The organism is Pseudomonas quebecensis (assembly GCF_026410085.1).
GTDB lineage: Bacteria > Pseudomonadota > Gammaproteobacteria > Pseudomonadales > Pseudomonadaceae > Aquipseudomonas > Aquipseudomonas quebecensis.
In genome coordinates this window covers 5,413,928-5,433,637 of record NZ_CP112866.1, presented here as the reverse complement: position 1 = coordinate 5,433,637, position 19,710 = coordinate 5,413,928, and the positions used below count along the sequence as shown (strand labels likewise).

The 19,710-nt window shown below is 61.6% G+C and carries 18 protein-coding genes; 7 read left to right on the top strand and 11 right to left on the bottom strand.

Features of this window, described 5'->3' with window-relative positions; translation table 11 throughout:
- Positions 1-130: 130 nt before the first annotated feature.
- Together OSC50_RS25105 and OSC50_RS25100 are read right to left on the bottom strand one after the other, a co-directional pair.
- Positions 131-1,279, bottom strand: a complete 1,149-nt coding sequence (locus OSC50_RS25105; RefSeq protein WP_181076222.1) for an NAD(P)/FAD-dependent oxidoreductase — start codon at positions 1,277-1,279, stop codon at positions 131-133.
- Between the two features lie 36 nt (positions 1,280-1,315).
- Positions 1,316-1,483 (bottom strand): rubredoxin, encoded by a 168-nt coding sequence (locus OSC50_RS25100; protein WP_122849948.1) that lies wholly within the window; start codon positions 1,481-1,483, stop codon positions 1,316-1,318.
- 196 nt (positions 1,484-1,679) lie between these two features.
- Between OSC50_RS25100 and OSC50_RS25095 the strand changes: the two genes are divergently transcribed.
- Together OSC50_RS25095 and ubiA are read left to right on the top strand one after the other, a co-directional pair.
- Positions 1,680-2,243, top strand: coding sequence for a chorismate--pyruvate lyase family protein (locus OSC50_RS25095; RefSeq protein ID WP_181076220.1), 564 nt, complete (start codon positions 1,680-1,682; stop codon positions 2,241-2,243).
- Positions 2,243-3,133 carry a 4-hydroxybenzoate octaprenyltransferase gene (ubiA, locus tag OSC50_RS25090; protein ID WP_266245116.1) on the top strand — a complete coding sequence of 297 codons (891 nt, stop codon included), beginning with the start codon at positions 2,243-2,245 and terminating at the stop codon, positions 3,131-3,133. Before OSC50_RS25095 ends, ubiA begins: the two co-directional genes overlap by 1 nt.
- 120 nt (positions 3,134-3,253) lie before the next feature.
- On the opposite strand, the gene OSC50_RS25085 is transcribed toward ubiA, so the two are convergent.
- On the bottom strand, positions 3,254-3,631 hold the full coding sequence (locus tag OSC50_RS25085; protein ID WP_253509803.1) for a COG4315 family predicted lipoprotein: 378 nt from the start codon (positions 3,629-3,631) through the stop codon (positions 3,254-3,256).
- Between the two features lie 154 nt (positions 3,632-3,785).
- On the opposite strand from OSC50_RS25085, the gene phoB reads away from it, so the two are divergent.
- From phoB to OSC50_RS25070, 3 genes are all read left to right on the top strand, one after another.
- Positions 3,786-4,475 carry a phosphate regulon transcriptional regulator PhoB gene (gene phoB / locus OSC50_RS25080; protein WP_016703132.1) on the top strand — a complete coding sequence of 230 codons (690 nt, stop codon included), beginning with the start codon at positions 3,786-3,788 and terminating at the stop codon, positions 4,473-4,475.
- Positions 4,476-4,611: 136 nt separating this feature from the next.
- On the top strand, positions 4,612-5,898 hold the full coding sequence (gene phoR / locus OSC50_RS25075; protein ID WP_266247439.1) for a phosphate regulon sensor histidine kinase PhoR: 1,287 nt from the start codon (positions 4,612-4,614) through the stop codon (positions 5,896-5,898).
- Positions 5,899-6,165: 267 nt separating this feature from the next.
- Positions 6,166-7,506, top strand: coding sequence for a hemolysin family protein (locus tag OSC50_RS25070; RefSeq protein WP_053127585.1), 1,341 nt, complete (start codon positions 6,166-6,168; stop codon positions 7,504-7,506).
- Between the two features lie 197 nt (positions 7,507-7,703).
- On the opposite strand, the gene OSC50_RS25065 is transcribed toward OSC50_RS25070, so the two are convergent.
- From OSC50_RS25065 to OSC50_RS25035, 7 genes are all read right to left on the bottom strand, one after another.
- Positions 7,704-8,612: a response regulator gene (locus OSC50_RS25065; protein ID WP_181076214.1), complete on the bottom strand. Its 909-nt coding sequence runs from the start codon at positions 8,610-8,612 to the stop codon at positions 7,704-7,706.
- A gap of 167 nt (positions 8,613-8,779) precedes the next feature.
- Entirely contained in the window at positions 8,780-9,541 is a 762-nt protein-coding gene (gene phoU / locus OSC50_RS25060; protein ID WP_053127580.1) for a phosphate signaling complex protein PhoU, read from the bottom strand.
- Between the two features lie 115 nt (positions 9,542-9,656).
- Positions 9,657-10,490: a phosphate ABC transporter ATP-binding protein PstB gene (gene pstB / locus OSC50_RS25055; protein WP_016971675.1), complete on the bottom strand. Its 834-nt coding sequence runs from the start codon at positions 10,488-10,490 to the stop codon at positions 9,657-9,659.
- Between the two features lie 93 nt (positions 10,491-10,583).
- Positions 10,584-12,254 carry a phosphate ABC transporter permease PstA gene (pstA, locus tag OSC50_RS25050; RefSeq protein WP_266245125.1) on the bottom strand — a complete coding sequence of 557 codons (1,671 nt, stop codon included), beginning with the start codon at positions 12,252-12,254 and terminating at the stop codon, positions 10,584-10,586.
- Between the two features lie 15 nt (positions 12,255-12,269).
- The gene (locus tag OSC50_RS25045; protein WP_181076573.1) at positions 12,270-14,303 is read right to left on the bottom strand and encodes an ABC transporter permease subunit; all 2,034 of its coding nucleotides are present in this window, start codon (positions 14,301-14,303) and stop codon (positions 12,270-12,272) included.
- A 428-nt stretch (positions 14,304-14,731) separates the two neighbouring features.
- The gene (locus OSC50_RS25040; protein ID WP_181076211.1) at positions 14,732-15,721 is read right to left on the bottom strand and encodes a phosphate ABC transporter substrate-binding protein PstS; all 990 of its coding nucleotides are present in this window, start codon (positions 15,719-15,721) and stop codon (positions 14,732-14,734) included.
- Positions 15,722-15,991: 270 nt separating this feature from the next.
- Entirely contained in the window at positions 15,992-17,281 is a 1,290-nt protein-coding gene (locus OSC50_RS25035) for an MFS transporter (protein ID WP_266245127.1), read from the bottom strand.
- A 399-nt stretch (positions 17,282-17,680) separates the two neighbouring features.
- On the opposite strand from OSC50_RS25035, the gene OSC50_RS25030 reads away from it, so the two are divergent.
- Both OSC50_RS25030 and OSC50_RS25025 read left to right on the top strand, forming a co-directional pair.
- Positions 17,681-18,085, top strand: coding sequence for an acyl-CoA thioesterase (locus OSC50_RS25030; protein ID WP_003176975.1), 405 nt, complete (start codon positions 17,681-17,683; stop codon positions 18,083-18,085).
- Between the two features lie 57 nt (positions 18,086-18,142).
- Complete coding sequence (locus tag OSC50_RS25025; RefSeq protein WP_266245130.1) at positions 18,143-19,042, top strand: D-hexose-6-phosphate mutarotase; 900 nt, start codon at positions 18,143-18,145, stop codon at positions 19,040-19,042.
- Between the two features lie 120 nt (positions 19,043-19,162).
- Here the strand turns inward: OSC50_RS25025 and OSC50_RS25020 are convergent, their stop codons facing one another.
- The gene (locus OSC50_RS25020) at positions 19,163-19,699 is read right to left on the bottom strand and encodes a DUF3299 domain-containing protein (RefSeq protein ID WP_181076206.1); all 537 of its coding nucleotides are present in this window, start codon (positions 19,697-19,699) and stop codon (positions 19,163-19,165) included.
- Positions 19,700-19,710: the final 11 nt, after the last annotated feature.

The following is a 19,710-nucleotide window of genomic DNA, read 5'->3' as shown; positions in this document are numbered from 1 at the left end:
GCCCAAAGCGCCGCAGGCTCTACTCTGCGGCAGACGGGAGTGAGGATGGCATGCCCTCGAACGCCGCGCCAGTCTGGCGGCGACCTTTCTAAGTGGAAAAATGTGCTGAATCCGACAGAACGACCGGTATTTATGCCAGCAACGGCGGAAGCTCTTTGTTGAGCGCGAGTTTTTCCATCACGGCGGTGCCCGTCAGCGCGTAGCCCAGCAGCCGGCCGCTGGCGTCGCGGCACAGCGCCTTGATATCAGCGCCCTGCCCTTCGACGCTCCACACGCCCTCGGCGCCGCGTGGCGGAGGGGAGACCACCAGCGGGCAGACCGGCGTTTTAACGGTGACGGGCATCGGCCCGTAGCTGACGGCCGTGGCGTTGCCGGCCAGCGTCTGGGCCAGGGCGCGGGCGCAAGTCATCAAGGGCATGACGTACAGCAGGTTGAGACCGTCGACCTCGGCGCAGTCGCCCAGGGCGTAGATGTTGGCGTGGGACGTCTTGAGGTGGCGATCAACCATGATGCCGCGGTTGATCTGCAGGCCAGCGGCGGCGGCCAGGTCGATACGTGGGCGCAGGCCGATGGCCGAGACCACCAGGTCGCAGTGGATCACTTCGCCGTCAGACAGGTGCGCTTCCAGGCCGTCAGCCGTGCGTTGCAGGCGGTTGAGCACCGGGCCCAGGTGGAAACGCGCGCCAAGGCTTTCCAGGCCGGCTTGCACCGCCGCCGCCGCTGACGGGTGCAGCAAGGTCGGCATGACTTGCTCGCACGGCGCGACCAGGTCGATTTCATAGCCGCCCAGGATCAGGTCATTGGCGAATTCGCAGCCGATCAGGCCGGCGCCAAGTACCAGCACGCGGCGCTTGCCGGCGGCAGCGGCGCGAAAGCGCGCGTAGTCTTCAAGGTCGTTGATCGGGAAAATCAGCTCGGCGGCGTCGCCCTCGACCGGTACGCGCACGGTTTCGGCGCCCCAGGCCAGGATCAGGTCACGGTAGGCTACCGCTTCCTCGCCGATCCACAGGCGCTTGTGGCCAGGGTCGATGCCGCTGACGCGGGTGTGGGTACGCACTTCGGCCTTAAGTTGCTCGGCCATGGCGCCAGGTTCAGCCATGCTCAGGCCATCGGCTTCCTTATTCTTGCCAAAACCGGTGGAGAGCATGGGCTTGGAGTAGGAGCGCCCGTCATCCGCGGTGATCAGCAGCAATGGGGTCTCGCTGTCGAGCTTGCGAAACTCTCGGGCCACGTTGTAACCGGCCAACCCTGTGCCGATGATCACGACAGGTGCGTTCATTCCTTTCTCCTTGTAGTACGTTTCTTAATTTTCAGATCAGCCGATTTCGATCATTTCGAAATCCATTTTGCCCACGCCGCAATCCGGGCACAGCCAGTCTTCCGGGACGTCCTGCCAAGCAGTGCCCGGCGCGATGCCGTCATCAGGCCAGCCGTCCGCTTCGTTGTAGATAAGGCCACAGACGATACATTGCCACTTCTTCATTACTCGCTTCCTCAGGGTCCAGGCATATTGGCCGGCGGTCGATGGATCCAGCGTTGCCACGCGGCTCAGGGCGTTTTGTACTGATCGGGGCCTGCAGATGCAAGCGCGATCGACTCAACGGGACGGTTGAGCCCGGCAAAAGACCGGGACGCCATGGTAAGCTCGCCGCCTCTTTTGCTGCCAATACTGACTCGCCGTGCCGCACTCACTCACCCGCCCCGCTGTCTGCCGATGGCTGCCCCAGAGCCTTCTGAACCCTGCGCCCGCGCCGTCGACCCTCGACTGGTTGTTCGACGAAGGCTCACTGACGCGGCGGTTGACCGGGTTGTCCAACGGTGCCTTCAGCGTGACGCCGCTGTTGGAGGGCTGGCAGCCGCTGCGCGAGGACGAGTGCGCCGCGCTGGAACTGCCCCCGGCCAGTATCGGTTGGGTACGCGAGGTGTATCTGCGCGGGCATGGCCAGCCCTGGGTGTTTGCCCGCAGCGTGGCGGCGCGCAGTGCCTTGCAGGGCGACGGGCTGCAGATGGACGAATTGGGCAGCCGTTCGCTGGGTGAATTGCTGTTCTGCGACCGCGCGTTCACCCGCCAGGCCATTGAAGTGTGCCACTACCCCCGGCACTGGCTGCCTACGGTGGATCAGGTCGATGGGTTATGGGCCCGCCGCTCACGTTTCGACCGGGGCGCACTGAGCGTGCTGGTGGCGGAAGTCTTCCTGCCGAGCTTCTGGGATGCACTGCACGCCCCTTCGGAGAACCGCTGATGTACCAACGCCTGCTCCAATCCCTGAACCGCCTGAATCCCAGGGCCTGGGACTTCGTTCAGTTGACCCGCATGGACAAGCCCATCGGTATCTACCTGTTGATGTGGCCGACACTGTGGGCATTGTGGATTGCCGGCAAGGGCTCGCCCTCGCTGATCAATATCGTGATTTTCGTGCTGGGCGTTACGCTGACGCGCGCTGCCGGTTGCGTGATCAACGACTGGGCTGATCGCAAGGTCGACGGCCATGTGAAGCGCACCGCGCAGCGCCCGTTGGCCAGCGGCAAAATCAGTTCCAAAGAGGCGCTGGTGTTCTTTGCGGTACTGATGCTGATCAGTTTCCTGCTGGTATTGCTGACCAACGCCACCACCATCTGGCTGTCGCTGGGCGGCCTGGCGCTGGCGGTCAGCTACCCGTTCATGAAGCGCTACACCTATTACCCGCAGGTGGTGCTGGGGGCGGCGTTTTCCTGGGGCATGCCCATGGCATTCACTGCCGAGACCGGTCATCTGCCCGCCACGGCCTGGCTGCTGTATATCGCCAACCTGCTGTGGACGGTGGCCTACGATACCTACTACGCCATGACTGACCGCGATGACGATTTGAAGATCGGCGTGAAATCCACCGCCATTCTGTTTGGCGATGCTGACCGCGTGATCATCCTGACGCTGCAAGGCCTTTCACTGGCGTGCCTGTTGCTGGCCGGCGCACGGTTTGACCTGGGGGGCTGGTTCCACCTGGGCTTATTGGCGGCGGCTGGGTGTTTTGCCTGGGAGTCCTGGTACACCCGCGATCGCGATCGCATGAAGTGCTTCAAGGCGTTCTTGCACAACCATTGGGCCGGGCTGGCGATTTTTCTCGGGATTGTGGCGGATTACGCGTTTCGCTGAGGTTTTTGCGCTGTCTGATCGGGCCTCATCGGGGGCAAGCCCCCTCCCACCTTTTGATGTGTGAAGACATTCAAATGTGGCAGGGAGCTTGCCCCCGATGGTTTGAGCAGCGCCCAGAAATCAGGGCTTGATTACATGCCACACGCCACCCTTGCCATCGCCGGACTTGTCACCGGCCTTTTTGTCATCCTTGTAGGTGTACACCGGCTTGCCTTTGTAGGCCCACTGGCTGGTCTGGTCGTCGCGGGTGATGACCGTCCAATCGCCTGTCGACTTGTCAGTGGACTCTGCCTTCAGCGGCGGCCAGTTGGTCGCGCACTGGTCCTTGCACACGGACTTGCCATCGGCATCCTTGTCGAAGGTGTAAAGGGCCAACCCCTTGTGATCCACCAACAACCCACCTTGGGTCATCGCCGGCTCCGCCGCGAACGCCAGGCCTGGCAGGGTCAACGCTGCCGTTACCATGAGGGCTTTCCAGGAAACAGTGCTGTAAGTCATCGGAACCTTCCTTTTGTGGTTGTCAGGATTCGGACCCAAAGGGTAGTCCAGAGTGCCGCTAATTGCCCAGGCGACTAAATTACTGTCACACGACTGCAATAATTCCGTTATCTAATGCGGCGCAAGACAGTTAAATGACAAGAGGATTTTGAGCATGGTTGGCAGGAGCATTCTGATTGTTGACGACGAAGCGCCCATCCGCGAGATGATCGCCGTTGCGTTGGAAATGGCCGGCTATGACTGCCTGGAGGCAGAGAACTCTCAGCAGGCCCATGCCATTATCGTCGACCGCAAGCCGGACCTGATCCTGTTGGACTGGATGCTGCCCGGCACGTCCGGCATTGAGTTGGCCCGACGCCTCAAGCGTGACGAACTGACCGGGGATATCCCGATCATCATGCTTACCGCCAAGGGCGAAGAAGACAACAAGATCCAGGGCCTGGAAGTCGGTGCCGATGACTACATCACCAAACCCTTTTCCCCACGGGAACTGGTCGCACGGCTCAAGGCTGTGTTGCGCCGTGCCGGCCCTACCGACGGCGAAGCGCCGATTGAAGTCGGCGGCCTGCTGCTGGACCCGATCAGCCACCGCGTGACCATCGACGGCAAACCGGCCGAGATGGGCCCCACCGAATACCGCCTGCTGCAATTTTTCATGACCCACCAGGAACGCGCCTACACCCGCGGTCAACTGCTGGACCAGGTGTGGGGCGGCAACGTGTATGTGGAAGAACGCACCGTGGACGTCCATATTCGCCGCCTGCGCAAAGCCTTGGGTGATGCCTACGAGAATCTGGTACAAACCGTGCGCGGTACCGGCTATCGGTTTTCGACCAAAAGTTGAGCAGCAAGCAGTCAGCTACAAGCGGCAAGAGAACGCCGCATCGCTCTAACTTGAAGCTTGCAGCTTGCACCTTGAAGCTGCCCCAAGGACGTATTTTCAAGTGAATTCGAATTGGCATGGCACCTTGATCCGCCACATGCTCCTGTTGGTCACCGGTAGCCTGTTGGTGGGCCTGATCAGTGGTTATTACGGCTGGAGCCTGGCGATCGGCATCGGCCTGTACCTGGCCTGGACCCTCAAGCAACTGCTACGCCTGCATGAATGGCTGCGCCAGCACAAACCCGACGAAGCACCACCCGACGGCTACGGCCTGTGGGGCGAAGTGTTCGACAGCATTTACCACCTGCAACGTCGCGACCAGCGGGTACGCGGGCGCCTGCAGGCGGTGATCGACCGCGTGCAGGAATCCACCGCGGCCCTCAAAGACGCTGTGATCATGCTCGACAGCGACGGCAACCTGGAATGGTGGAACCGCGCCGCCGAAACCCTGCTGGGCCTCAAGACGCCCCAGGACAGCGGCCAACCGGTGACCAACCTGGTACGCCACCCACGTTTCAAGGAATATTTCGAGCAGGACAATTACGACGAAGCGCTGGAAATCCCCTCACCCACCAACGACCGTGTGCGTATCCAGCTGTACCTGACGCGTTACGGCAACAACGAGCACCTGATGCTGGTGCGTGACGTCACGCGCATCCACCAGTTGGAACAGATGCGCAAGGACTTCGTCGCCAACGTGTCCCACGAGCTGCGCACCCCTTTGACGGTGATCTGCGGTTACCTGGAGACGCTGCTGGATAACGTCGATGAGATCAACCCACGCTGGAGCCGCGCGCTGCAGCAGATGCAGCAGCAGGGCTCGCGGATGCAGACCCTGCTCAACGACCTGTTGCTGCTGGCCAAGCTGGAGGCCACCGACTACCCCTCCGACAACCATCCGGTGGCGGTGCAAAGCCTGCTGCAGACCATCAAGAATGACGCCAAGGCCCTCTCGGGCGAGCGCGGGCAGCAGATCAGTCTGGAAGCCGACCCGGCGGTGCTGCTCAAGGGCAGCGAAGGCGAGTTGCGCAGCGCGTTCTCCAACCTGGTGTTCAACGCGGTGAAATACACCCAGGATCAGGGCACCATTCGCATCCGCTGGTGGGCCGACGAGCAAGGCGCGCACCTGAGCGTGCAGGACTCCGGCATCGGCATTGATGCCAAGCACCTGCCGCGTCTGACCGAGCGTTTCTACCGCGTCGACTCCAGCCGCAACTCCAACACCGGCGGCACCGGGCTGGGCCTCGCCATCGTCAAGCACGTGCTGCTGCGCCATCGCGCGCGCCTGGAGATCAGCAGCGTGCTGGGGCACGGCAGTACGTTCACCTGCCACTTTCCGCCCGCTCAGATGACCCGCTCGCGGGCGATCGGCCTAGATGAATAACCCAAAAACACCATAAGACTAATGTGGGAGGGGGCTTGCCCCCGATGACGGGAGTGAAGTCAACTTATCCATAACTGATCCACCGCCATCGTGGGCAAGCCCCTTCCACGGTGGATCTTCAGCGTCTCGGGAAATACATTCCATGTCCCACCCGGCGGCGGGCACTAGGCAAGCGCCCCGTCAGCCGCTACATTGGCCGACTTGCGCCTGCCTTTCAGGCGTGCCTGTCACCCCTTATTGAACACATGGAACCTGCAAAACCCCATCATGGACCCTTCCCCTGGTATCACCTTCGCCACACTCTTCGCCGACTTCGGCATGATTCTTTTTGCTCTGATCCTGGTACTGCTCAACGGTTTTTTCGTTGCGGCGGAATTCGCCATGGTCAAACTGCGCTCGACCCGCGTTGAAGCCATTGCCCACACCAACGGTTGGCGCGGGCAGATCCTGCGCACCGTACACAGCCAGCTCGACGCTTATCTGTCGGCGTGCCAGCTGGGTATCACCCTCGCCTCCCTGGGGCTGGGCTGGGTCGGTGAGCCTGCGTTTGCGCACATCCTCGAGCCGCTGTTGGGCGCGGTGGGCGTAGAGTCGCCGGAAGTGATCAAGGGTGTGTCGTTCTTTGCGGCGTTCTTCGTGATTTCCTACCTGCACATCGTGGTCGGCGAGCTGGCGCCCAAGTCCTGGGCGATCCGCAAGCCCGAGTTGCTGTCGCTGTGGACGGCCGTGCCGCTGTACTTGTTCTACTGGGCCATGTACCCGGCGATCTACCTGCTCAACGCCAGCGCCAACGCCATCCTGCGTATCGCCGGCCAAGGCGAGCCAGGCCCGCACCACGAGCATCATTACAGCCGCGAAGAACTCAAGCTGATCCTGCACTCCAGCCGTGGCCAGGACCCGAGCGACCAAGGCATGCGGGTACTGGCATCGGCCGTTGAAATGGGCGAGCTGGAAGTGGTGGACTGGGCCAATTCCCGTGAAGACCTGGTGACACTGGACTTCAACGCTCCGCTCAAGGAAATTCTCGCGCTGTTCCGCCGCCACAAGTTCAGTCGCTACCCGGTATACGACGCGGTGCGCAATGAGTTCGTGGGCCTGTTGCACATCAAGGACCTGCTGCTGGAACTGGCGGCGCTGGACCACATCCCCGAATCCTTCAACCTGGCCGAGCTGACCCGTCCGCTGGAACGCGTGTCTCGGCATATGCCGTTGTCGCAGTTGCTGGAGCAGTTTCGCAAGGGCGGTGCTCACTTCGCTCTGGTGGAAGAAGCTGATGGCAAGATCATCGGCTACCTGACCATGGAAGACGTGCTGGAAGTGCTGGTCGGCGATATCCAGGACGAACACCGCAAGGCCGAGCGCGGCATTCTTGCGTACCAGCCGGGCAAGCTGCTGGTGCGCGGCGACACCCCGCTGTTCAAGGTAGAACGCCTACTGGGCGTGGACCTGGACCACATCGAAGCCGAGACCCTGGCCGGGCTGATCTACGACACGCTCAAGCGCGTGCCGGAGGAAGAAGAGGTGCTGGAGGTTGAGGGCCTGCGGATCATCATCAAGAAGATGAAAGGGCCGAAGATCGTACTGGCCAAGGTGCTGCTGCTGGATTGACCGTCAGTTGCCCGACGCAAAGCCGGCTTAGGCCGCCGACGGGCTGAGCACTCATGGCAACGTTGTATGCTGCAATGAAGATCAAACGTGGGAGCGGGCTTACTCGCGAACGCGGTGTGTCAGCCACTGATCCGGGACTGACACCCCTTATGCGCAAGCAATCCGGCTCTCACACTCACACGTGCGCCGCTTGAGGATCAGGCACCCGGCACAAAATGCTTCTGCGCCGTGCCCCGTGCGATCAGGCGCGAGATGTAGTCCAGCTTCTGTGCGTCCTGGTCAATGAAGCGGAAGGTCAGTTGCAGCCAATCGCTGTCCGGCTTGGGCTCGAAGGCGACGATGGCGTGCAGGTAGCCGTTGAGGCGCGCCACTTCGGCGTTCTCGCCTTGTTCCAGGTCCAGCACTGCGCTTTCCAGCACTTGTGGCAGGATCTCGCCACGGCGTACTACCAGCAGCGCTTCCTTGATGCTCAGCGCCTTGATGACGCATTGCTGAGTGCCGCTGGACAGCCGCAACTGGCCCTGGCCACGCCCGGACTGGGCCGGCGATGCGGCCGGCGCTTGTACCGGAGGCGTGTTGAGCAGGCCACGGTTGGGCGCGGCGGCGGCCACAGGGGCGGCGCCCTTGACGGCTTCGGGCTTACCGCCGGTCAGGGCGCTGAGCGAGTCATTACCGAACGCCGAATTCATCTTGGTTGGCGCACTGGCGACCAAAGCATCGAGACGGCCAACCTTGTGCAGGGCCTGCTTGACCTTGTTCAACAATTGCTCGTTGGTAAACGGCTTGCTGACGTAGCCGGACACGCCGGCCTGAATCGCCTGGACTACGTTCTCCTTGTCACCCCGGCTGGTCACCATCACAAACGGCATGGCCTTCAGATGGGCCTGCTCGCGGCACCAGGTCAGCAGCTCCAGCCCGGACATTTCCGGCATTTCCCAATCGCACAGCACCAGGTCGAACGACTCGCGCATCAGGATGGTCTGGGCCTTCTTGCCGTTCACCGCATCTTCAAGCTTGATCCCGGGGAAGTAATTACGCAGGCACTTCTTCACCAGGTCGCGGATAAACGAGGCGTCATCCACCACCAATACACTGACTTTACTCATCGACCCTTTATCCTATAAAAACCGCGGCACGCAGAACGCCTGACTGATGGCATTTTGCCAAAACTCTGCAGTCACGTCGGGACTTTCTTTCACCCGCCGCGCAAATAATTCAGATGCCACAAACAAAAACGCCCGACCAAAGGCCGGGCGTTAATTTCTCGGGCAACTTACTTATCGTCAGGTTCGCCCGGAACATTAGGGATTTGGTCGGCAGAGCCCTCAACTTCGGCTTTCATACGCTTGAGCCCCATGTGCCGTACGTCGGTACCACGCACCAGGTAAATCACCAGCTCCGAGATATTGCGCGCGTGGTCGCCGATGCGCTCCAGCGAACGCAGCACCCAGATAATGCTCAAGACCCGCGAGATAGAGCGTGGGTCTTCCATCATGTAGGTAGCCAGCTCGCGCAGGGCGGTCTTGTATTCGCGGTCGATGACCTTGTCGTACTGGGCCACCGACAGTGCCAGGTCGGCGTCGAAGCGAGCAAACGCGTCCAGGGCATCGCGCACCATGTTGCGCACTTGGTCGCCGATGTGCCGCACCTCTACGTAACCACGCGGCGCTTCGCCTTCTTCGCAGAGTTGGATGGCACGGCGCGCGATCTTGGTGGCTTCGTCGCCGATGCGCTCCAGGTCGATCACCGACTTGGAGATGCTGATGATCAAACGCAAATCCGATGCCGCCGGCTGGCGACGGGCGAGAATGCGCAGGCATTCTTCGTCGATGTTGCGTTCCATCTGGTTGATCTGGTCGTCGATTTCCCGCACCTGCTGGGCCAGGCCCGAGTCGGCCTCGATCAGCGCGGTGACCGCATCGTTGACTTGCTTCTCCACCAGCCCGCCCATCGCCAGGAGGTGGCTGCGCACTTCCTCAAGCTCGGCGTTGAACTGCGCAGAGATGTGATGGGTAAGGCCTTCTTTGCTAATCATGCGTTTGCTCCGCAAAAGCTGTAAGCCGCAAGCTACAAGCCGCAAGCTGATGTGTGTCGTTCCGTTGAACTGCTTTTACTTGCCGCTTGAAACTGGCGGCTTGCAGCTGCCCCAACTAGCCATAGCGACCGGTGATGTAGTCTTCGGTCTGTTTCTTTGCCGGATTGGTGAACAGGGTATCGGTGTCGCCGAACTCCACCAGCTTGCCCATGTACATGAACGCGGTGTAGTCGGAAACTCGCGCCGCCTGTTGCATGTTGTGGGTCACGATGACGATGGTGAACTTGGATTTAAGCTCGTAGATCAGTTCTTCCACTTTCAGCGTCGAGATCGGGTCAAGGGCCGAGCAGGGTTCGTCCAGCAGCAGCACTTCCGGCTCCACGGCGATGGTTCGCGCGATCACCAGCCGTTGCTGCTGACCGCCGGACAAACCGAGCGCCGAATCGTGCAGGCGGTCCTTGACCTCGTCCCACAGCGCCGCGCCCTTGAGCGCCCACTCGACGGCTTCGTCAAGGATGCGCTTTTTATTGATGCCCTGGATGCGCAGGCCATAGACCACGTTTTCGTAGATGGTCTTGGGGAACGGGTTGGGCTTCTGGAACACCATGCCGACCCGGCGACGCAGCTCGGCCACGTCCTCGCCCTTGCGGTAGATGTTGCTGCCGTAGAGGTTGATGGCACCCTCCACGCGGCAGCCGTCCACCAGGTCGTTCATGCGGTTGAAGGTACGCAGCAGTGTGGACTTGCCGCAGCCCGACGGGCCGATGAAGGCGGTCACGCGCTGCTTGGGAATGTTCATGCTGACATCGAACAGCGCCTGCTTTTCACCGTAGTACAGGCTCAGGCCCGGCACTTCGATGGCCACGGTTTCCTGGGCCAGGCTCAGGCTCTGCTTGTCGCGACCCAGGGCAGACATGTTGATGCCGTGGGAATGGGTTTCGTGTTGCATGGTCTCACTCCGTTCGAAGCTGCAAGCTTTTAGCTGCAAGCTGCAAGATTTGAGCAAAAGCGGCTTGTAGCTTGCCGCTTGTGGCTAATAGATTCAGCTGTCCAACGCCTTGTACTTCTCGCGCAGGTGGTTACGAATCCACACCGCCGACAGGTTGAGCGTGGCGATCACCAGCACCAGCAACAGCGCGGTGGCGTACACCAGCGGTCGCGCGGCTTCGACGTTGGGGCTCTGGAAGCCGACGTCATAAATATGGAAACCCAGGTGCATGATCTTCTGGTCCAGGTGCAAGTACGGGTAGTTGCCGTCCAGCGGCAGCGACGGCGCCAGTTTCACCACGCCTACCAGCATCAGTGGCGCCACTTCACCGGCGGCGCGGGCCACGGCGAGGATCATGCCGGTCATCATGGCCGGGCTGGCCATCGGCAGTACGATCTTCCACAGCGTCTCCGCCTTGGTCGCGCCCAGCGCCAGCGAACCTTCACGCACGGTGCGCGGGATCCGAGCCAGGCCTTCTTCGGTGGCCACGATCACCACCGGTACCGCCAGCAGCGCCAGGGTCAGCGAGGCCCACAGCAGGCCCGGTGTACCGAAGGTCGGCGCCGGCAGTGCTTCGGCGAAGAACAAGCGGTCGACCGAGCCCCCCAATACATACACGAAGAAACCCAGGCCGAACACGCCGTAGACGATGGCCGGTACACCCGCCAGGTTGTTCACGGCGATGCGGATGATGCGGGTCAGGGTGTTCTGCTTGGCGTATTCGCGCAGGTACACCGCCGCCAGCACACCGAACGGGGTGACGATCATCGCCATGATCAGGGTCATCATTACGGTGCCGAAAATAGCCGGGAAGATCCCGCCTTCGGTGTTGGCTTCTCGCGGGTCATCGCTGAGAAATTCCCAGACTTTGCTGAAGTAGAAGCCGATCTTGGTCATGGTGCCCATGGCGTTGGGCTGGTAAGCGTGCACCACTTTGCCGATGCCGATTTCCACTTCCTTGCCATTGCCGTCACGGGCCGTCAGCGCATCACGATTGAATTGCGCGTGCAGGTCGGCCAGGCGTGCTTCGATGTCCTGGTAGAGTGCATTCAGCTCGGCGCGGTCGGCGTCCATATCGGCCTGGGCGGCGGCGTCGAGCTTGCCTTCCAGCTCCAGCTTGCGGCCGTGCAGGCGGATGCGTTCCAGGCCGGCGTTGATCGCGCCGATATCGGTTTTTTCCAGGCTCTTGAGCTGAGCGGCCAGCTTGTTGACGCGCTCGACCCGCGCCTGCAGCTCCGGCCACGCGGCCTCGCCTTCAGCGATGACCTTGCCGTCCTGCTTGACGTTGACCAGGGTGCCGTAGAAGTTGCCCCACTCACGACGCTCGATCGTCATCAGCTCTTTCGGCTTGGTCTGGTCCTGCAACCACTCGCCGACGATCCAGGTGAAGTCGTTGCCGTTCAAGTCCCTGTTACCGACCTTGATCAGCTCGCGGGTCATGAACTCCGGGCCCTCGTCGGGCACCGGCAGGCCTGCGCTTTTAAGCCGTTCGCGCGGCACTTCTTCTTTCTGCACCACTTCGCCGATAACGATGTGGTTGGCCTGGCCCGGCACGTTGTAATTGGCCTGGATCAGGTCGGCCGGCCAGAAGTGGCCCAGACCACGCACCGCGATCACAGCCAGCAGGCCAATAGTCATGATGACCGCGATGGATACCGCGCCACCGCTGATCCAGACGCCGGGGGCGCCGCTCTTGAACCATCCATTCAGGGAGTTCTGTTTCACAGACTTCTACCTTTCTTAAAGCGACGAGTATTTCTTGCGCAGACGCTGACGAATCAGCTCGGCGAGGGTGTTCATGATGAAGGTGAACAGCAGCAGCACCAGCGCCGAGAGGAACAGCACGCGGTAGTGACTGCCGCCCACTTCCGACTCGGGCATTTCCACCGCAACGTTAGCCGCCAGGGTGCGCAGGCCTTCGAACAGGTTCATCTCCATCACCGGGGTGTTGCCGGTGGCCATCAGCACGATCATGGTCTCGCCCACGGCGCGGCCCATGCCGATCATCAGCGCCGAGAAGATGCCCGGGCTGGCGGTCAGGATCACCACGCGGGTCATGGTCTGCCACGGCGTGGCGCCCAGGGCCAGGGAGCCCAGGGTCAGGCCGCGCGGCACACTGAACACGGCGTCTTCGGCAATGGAATAGATGTTCGGGATTACCGCAAAACCCATGGCCAGGCCCACCACCAGAGCATTGCGCTGGTCGTAGGTGATGCCCAGGTCGTGGGAGATCCACATGCGCATGTCGCCGCCGAAGAACCAGGTTTCCAGGTACGGGCTCATGTACAGCGACAGCCAGCCCACGAACAGGATCACCGGGATCAGGATCGCGCTTTCCCAGCCATCGGGCACACGCAGGCGCAGGGATTCAGGCAGGCGGCTGAAGATAAAACCGGCCACCAGGATGCCAATCGGCAACAGCATCAGCAGGCTGAAAATCCCCGGTAGATGCCCCTCGACATACGGCGCCAGGAACAGCCCGGCGAAGAAGCCCAGGATCACCGTCGGCATCGCTTCCATCAGCTCGATCACCGGCTTGACCTTGCGGCGCAGGCTCGGGGCCATGAAGTATGCGGTGTAGATCGCGGCGGCAACGGCCAGCGGTGCGGCCAGCAGCATGGCGTAGAACGCAGCTTTGAGCGTGCCGAATGTCAGCGGCGCCAGGCTCATCTTGGGTTCGAAGTCGGTGTTGGCGGCGGTTGATTGCCAGACGTATTTAGGCTCGTCGTAGTTCTCGTACCAAACCTTGCTCCACAGCGCGCTCCAGGAGACTTCCGGGTGCGGGTTGTCCAGCACCAACGGCTGCAGTTTGCCGCCAGCTTCCACGATGACGCGGTTGGCTCGTGGCGACAGGCCGAACACGCCCTGGCCGTCGACCACCGGGTCCACCAGCAGGGTGCGGTGCGCGGTGCTGTGGAACACACCGAACTTGCCGGCGGCATCCAGGGCGGTGAAGCCTTTGCGACGTTCCTCGGCGGTAATTTCCACAATCGGCGCGGTGCCCATCTGGAAGGTGCGGATCTGCTTGAGGCGCTGTTCGCCGTCCGGGTCGCGGGCCATGAACCACTGGGCCAGGCCGCCCTTGGAGTTACCGACGATCAGCGAAATGCCGCCCACCAGTTGCGTACTGGCGGTAATTTCAGCGTTGCCATCTTCCAACAATTTGTATCGACCGTTGAGACTCTTGTCGCGCAGGCTGAATACGTCGGCCAGGGCGCGGCCGTTGATCACGTATAGCCATTGCTGGCGCGGGTCGATGAAGATCGCCTTCACCGGCTCGGTCATCTGCGGCAGCTCGATACGCTTCTGCTCGCTGGTGACTTCACCGGTCATCATGTTTTCTTCGCGGCTCAGGGTCAGCACGTTCAGGTGCGAACCGGCCGAGCCTGCGGCTACCAGCGAGGAATCGGTGGCGTTGAGCGCTACGTGCTCCAGCGGGCGACCGGCATCGTCCAGTACGATCGGCGTTTCACCGTAGGGGTATTCGATGGCGGGAGTGATGGTCTTCTTGCCGTCCGGGTAGGAAACCTTATAGGTGTGGCGGAACACCATGGCCTGGCCATTGGACAAACCGAGAATCACCAGCGGGCTGCCCGGCTGGTCTTCACCAATGGACGCTACGCTTGCGCCGACCGGCAATGGCAGGTCGACGCGCTTGAGCTCGGCACCCGTGTCCACTTCAAAGAACAGTGCCTGGCCTTTGTCGGAAACCCGCATGGCGACCTGGTTCTGTTCTTCCAGGGAGATCAGCAACGGCTTGCCGGCGTCTTGCATCCACGCGGGCGTGAGAGCGTCTTCCTTGGTCAACGAAGCACCTTGGAACAACGGCGCCACCACGTAGGCCAGGAAGAAAAAGATCAGGGTGATGGCGGCCAGGACGGCAAGGCCGCCGACCAGCACATACCAGCGAGTGAAGCGATCCTTGAGCGCGCGGATGCGGCGCTTGCGTTGCAGCTCAGGCGTATTGAAATCAATGCGCTTGGGAGGAGAAGTCGTCGTCATGGTGGAATTGGCCAGATCATTCATGCGCACACCCTAGCGATCCTGTATGACAGAAAGATGACAATGCAGTGACGCAGGAAATCCGCCGCGTAGCAGGGCTGGCAGCGGACTAGAAATTAGGAGGCAAGGTCCAGCTCCTTCGGACCTGCCCGGCCTTGAACCCAGCCAAGCGGCGGGCTCAAGGCGATTTTACCGGTGGCTTACTTGCCGCCTTCCTGCAGACCCAGGTCAGCCAGTGCCTTGGCGGCAACTTTGGCTGGCAGTGGGATGTAGCCGTCTTTCACCACAACTTCCTGGCCCTGTTTCGACAGAACCAGCTTCACGAACTCAGCTTCCAGCGGAGCCAGCGGCTTGTTCGGGGCTTTGTTGACGTAGACGTAGAGGAAGCGCGACAGCGGATATTTGCCGTTCAGGGCGTTTTCTTCACTGTCTTCGATGAAGTCGGTGCTGCCTTTTTTGGCCAGGGCCACGGTCTTCACGCTGGCAGTCTTGTAGCCGATGCCCGAGTAGCCGATGCCGTTGAGCGAGGAACTGATCGACTGCACGACCGACGCCGAGCCTGGTTGCTCGTTCACGTTAGGCTTGTAGTCGCCTTTGCACAGGGCTTCTTCCTTGAAGTAGCCGTAGGTACCGGATACCGAGTTACGACCGAACAGTTGCACCGGCTTGTTGGCCAGGTCACCGGTCACGCCCAGGTCGCCCCAGGTTTTCACGTCAGCTTTGCCACCGCACAGGCGGGTCGAGGAGAAGATCGCGTCGACCTGCTCCATGGTCAGGTGCTGGATCGGGTTGTCCTTGTGCACGAACACCGCCAGGGCGTCCACGGCCACCGGGATAGCGGTTGGCTTGTAGCCGTACTTCTGCTCGAAGGCCGCCAGTTCGGTGTCCTTCATCTTGCGGCTCATCGGGCCCAGGTTGGAGGTGCCTTCAGTCAGCGCAGGTGGCGCAGTGGCGGAACCGGCAGCTTGAATCTGGATGTTGACGTTCGGGTATTCCTTTTTGTAACCCTCAGCCCACAGGGTCATCAGGTTGGCCAGGGTGTCGGAACCGACGCTGGACAAGTTGCCCGACACACCCGTGGTCTTCACATACGCCGGAATCGCCGGGTCAACACCAGCGGCCACCGCGTTGGCGGTCGCAACGCCAGCAGCGACAAACGTCATTGCCGCCATCAAACGTTTCAGTTTCATGCCTTGCTCCTAGCAGATAGGGATAGTTGGATCGGGGCCAAGTATCGGTAGGCCGTGTGAACACTCTATGTCTGGAATGTGACAATTAGATGAAAGGCCAGTATGGGGAGCAAAGACCGAGGGCGGGGTGCAGTGCCCTGAATACGGGAGAATGTGAGGCGAGGAGGTAGCGCGCGGCAGTTTTTGAAATACCCTGTAATTGTTGTAGCAAGCAACCTCTGTGGCGAGCTTGCCCACTCGCCACAGATTATCGTTGCGTGTCAGCAGGGTTCAGCGCCCACGCCTCCACAGATACCCACCCACCAACATCCCCATCACACACAGCACGGCCACGTAGTAAGCCGGGCCCATAGGGCTTTCCTTCATCAGCAGTGACACCACCAACGGCGTCAGCCCGCCGAACACTGCGTAGGCCACGTTGTAGGAGAACGACAGTCCGCTGAAGCGCACCACCGGTGGGAAGGCCTTGACCATCACGTAAGGCACCACGCCGATGGTGCCGACGAACAGACCGGTCAGGGCGTAGAGCGGGAACAGCCAGTCGGGATGAGTGATGAGACTGTGGTAGAGCGTCCAGGAGGTCGCCAGCAGCAACGCACACCCGGCGGTCAGCACGCGCCCGGCGCCGAAGCGGTCGGCCAGGGCGCCGGAGCCGATGCAGCCCAGGCTCAAGGTCACGATGGCCAGGCTGTTGGCTTGCAGCGCAACGGTGGGGCTGAAGTGATAGATGGTCTGCAGCACGGTCGGGGTCATCAGAATGACCACCACCACGCCGGCCGACAGCAGCCAGGTCAACAGCATCGACAGCACGATGGCGCCACGGTGGTCACGCAGCACCGCGCGCAGCGGCAGCTCGGCGGCCAGGGTCTTGCGTTGCTGCATCTCGGCGAAAATCGGCGTCTCATGCAGCCAGCGACGCAGGTACACCGACAACAGGCCAAACACGCCACCGAGCAGGAACGGGATACGCCAGGCGTAGTCCGACACCTGTTCCGGGCTATACAGGGTGTTGATGGCGGTGGCGACCAGCGATCCGAGCAGAATACCGGCGGTCAGGCCGCTGGTCAGGGTGCCGCAGGCGTAGCCGATATGCCGTGGCGGCACGTGTTCGGACACAAATACCCACGCCCCCGGCACCTCGCCGCCGATCGCCGCGCCCTGGATGACGCGCATCAGCAGCAACAGCAGCGGCGCCCAGAGGCCGATCTGCGCATAAGTCGGCAGCAAGCCCATGATCAAGGTCGGCACGGCCATCATGAAGATGCTCAAGGTGAACATCTTCTTGCGCCCCAGCAGGTCGCCGAAGTGCGCCATGATGATGCCGCCCAGAGGACGCGCCAGGTAGCCGGCGGCAAAGATGCCGAAGGTCTGCATCATGCGCAGCCACTCGGGCATATCGACGGGGAAGAACAGCTTCCCGACCACGGTGGCGAAAAACACGAAAATAATGAAGTCGTAGAACTCCAGCGCCCCGCCCAAGGCGGACAGCGATAGGGTTTTATAGTCGTTGCGGGTCAGCGGGCGCGAAGGTTGCGCACTGCTTGCAGGCACGGAGGACATGGCAAGGCTTCTCTTATTAGTCAGAACGGCAGATCCGGGGTGCTGGCTGCGCCAGGACGGGTTCGGCAAGATAGCAAATCGCCTGGAAAAGCACACCAGAAGCACAGTTGCCGGAAAAAGCTCCATTACAGCGGCTAAATGCCGACCAAATGAGCGACGGGAGGTCGTCGCAGCGCATGGGTGTCGATATACTCGTCCCTTGCACGCGCCAGACCCGCAGTCTTGAGGGCTGCTGTGCCAAAACGACGTTGGCGCCACCCAGCCGTTTTGGCAGAGTTTCCCTTTAGTACGCCTTACGAGAAACGCATCAGGCGGGGTATGGTGCTGAAACGTTTTTCCCAAAGACGGCTATCCACTTGAAATACCCATGAAGCGTCACGGGTCAGAGGCACCCTCGGCATGATCGAACTCGAACAAGAAGATCCTATCCCGCAAGGCGATCTCGCCCTGCAAATCACGGCTCTGCCGCGTGAAACCAACGGTTTTGGCGACATCTTCGGCGGCTGGCTGGTCGCGCAGATGGACCTGGCCGGCACCGCCATGGCCAGCAAGGTCGCCGGTGGGCGCGTGGCTACCGTGGCCATCGATCGCATGGCGTTCCTGGTGCCGGTCGCGGTGGGCGCGCAATTGTCCTTTTATACCCAGGCCCTGGAAATCGGCCGCAGCTCGATCCAGATGATGGTCGAAGTGTGGAGCGACGATCCGCTGTCCAGCGAATGGCGCAAAGTGACCGAGGCGGTGTTTGTGTTCGTCGCCATCGACGGCAGCGGCCGCACCCGTTCGGTACCGTCGCGCGCGCGTTAAACCTCATCGGATTTTGACGGTCAATTGCCCCATTGCCTGCCATTGAGAGTGCTTCGTATGCCTACGCCACACGTTGAAACCGTGACAATCGACGAGCTGGACTGCTGGCGCATCCGCCACAACGGCGCCGAGCTGATGGTGGCCCGGCAGGGTGCGCATATCTTCAGTTACCAGCGCGAGGGCGAACAGCCGCTGATCTGGCCGAACCCTGCCGCCGTGTTCAAGCAAGGCAAAGGCATCCGCACCGGCGTGCCCGTGTGCTGGCCGTGGTTTGGCGTGTTCGACCGCAACCCGGACAGCGTCAAAGCGATGCGCCGGAGCGACCAACCAGCCGGCGCCCACGGGTTTGCGCGCACCGCACGCTGGGAATTGGCCGGAACCGAGCTTGAGGGCGACGCCTTGCGCATCGACCTGGCGCTGCCGGTACCTGCGGGCGGCTTCCCCGGCTGGCCCCATCAGGTCGAACTTACCCTGAGTCTGCTGCTGGACGAGCAACTGCACATCCGCCTGACCAGCCACAACCGTGGCACCGACACCGTGACTCTCAGCCAGGCGCTGCATAGCTACTTCGCCGTCAGCGATGTGCGCCACGTGCAGGTCGAAGGATTGGACGGCACGACGTATATCGACACCGCCGACGGCTGGACCACGAAGACCCAGTCCGGCCCGCTGCACTTCAGCGCCGAGACCGACCGCATGTACCTCGACACGCCGACGCAGGTGAGCATCGTCGACAAAGACTGGCAGCGCCGCATCCAACTCACGGCCCAGGGCTCCACATCGACAGTGATCTGGAACCCCTGGACCGAGCGGGCCAAGGCCTTCGACGATATGGCCGACGACGGCTGGCAAAACATGCTGTGCATCGAGACGGCGAATGTGCTGGATGATGTGGTGACATTGGCGCCCAACGAACGCCATACCCTGGGCGTCAGCATCGCCGGCATCGCCCTGTAGACAAAGAGCCCCATTGTGGGAGGGGGCTTGCCCCCGATAGCGGTGAGTCAGCCAGCTCGAGGGTGACTGGCACCCTGCTATCGGGGGCAAGCCCTCTCCCACATTGATTTGTGTTGAGGCTTAGAGATCGGCTTCCTTGACTACTCGCACCTTGCCCGCGTCCAGCGCATAGGCCGCATCCGCCAAATCGTTATTCACCGTCTCCACCTTCAACGTGCCGGTAACCCACAGCGGCGTGTAGATATCGTCCAGCTTCAACCCCTTGGGATAACGCACCAGCACCAGCTGGTTTGGCGGCGGTGGCGGCACGTGGATACAGGCGCCTGGGTACGGCACCAGGAAGAACAGTGTGCTGCGGCCCTTGGCGTCGGTCTCCAGCGGAACCGGATAACCGCCGATGCGGATATTCTTGCCGTTCATGGCGGCCACGGTTTTGGTGGAATACATCACCGCCGGCAGGCCTTTGCTCTGCTTCAAGCCGCCTTTGTCGGTAAAGGTGCCCTGGGCTTCAGGGGAGTTGTGGTCGATCTCGGGCATGGCCTCAAGGGCCTTCTGGTCCGACAGCGGCATCAGGTCGAGCCAGTCGGTTTCCGGCAGTTCGCCGGCGTGCGCCAGGCCAGTGCCCAGCACGAGGAAAATCAATAGAAAACGGCGCATGGAGAGGCTCG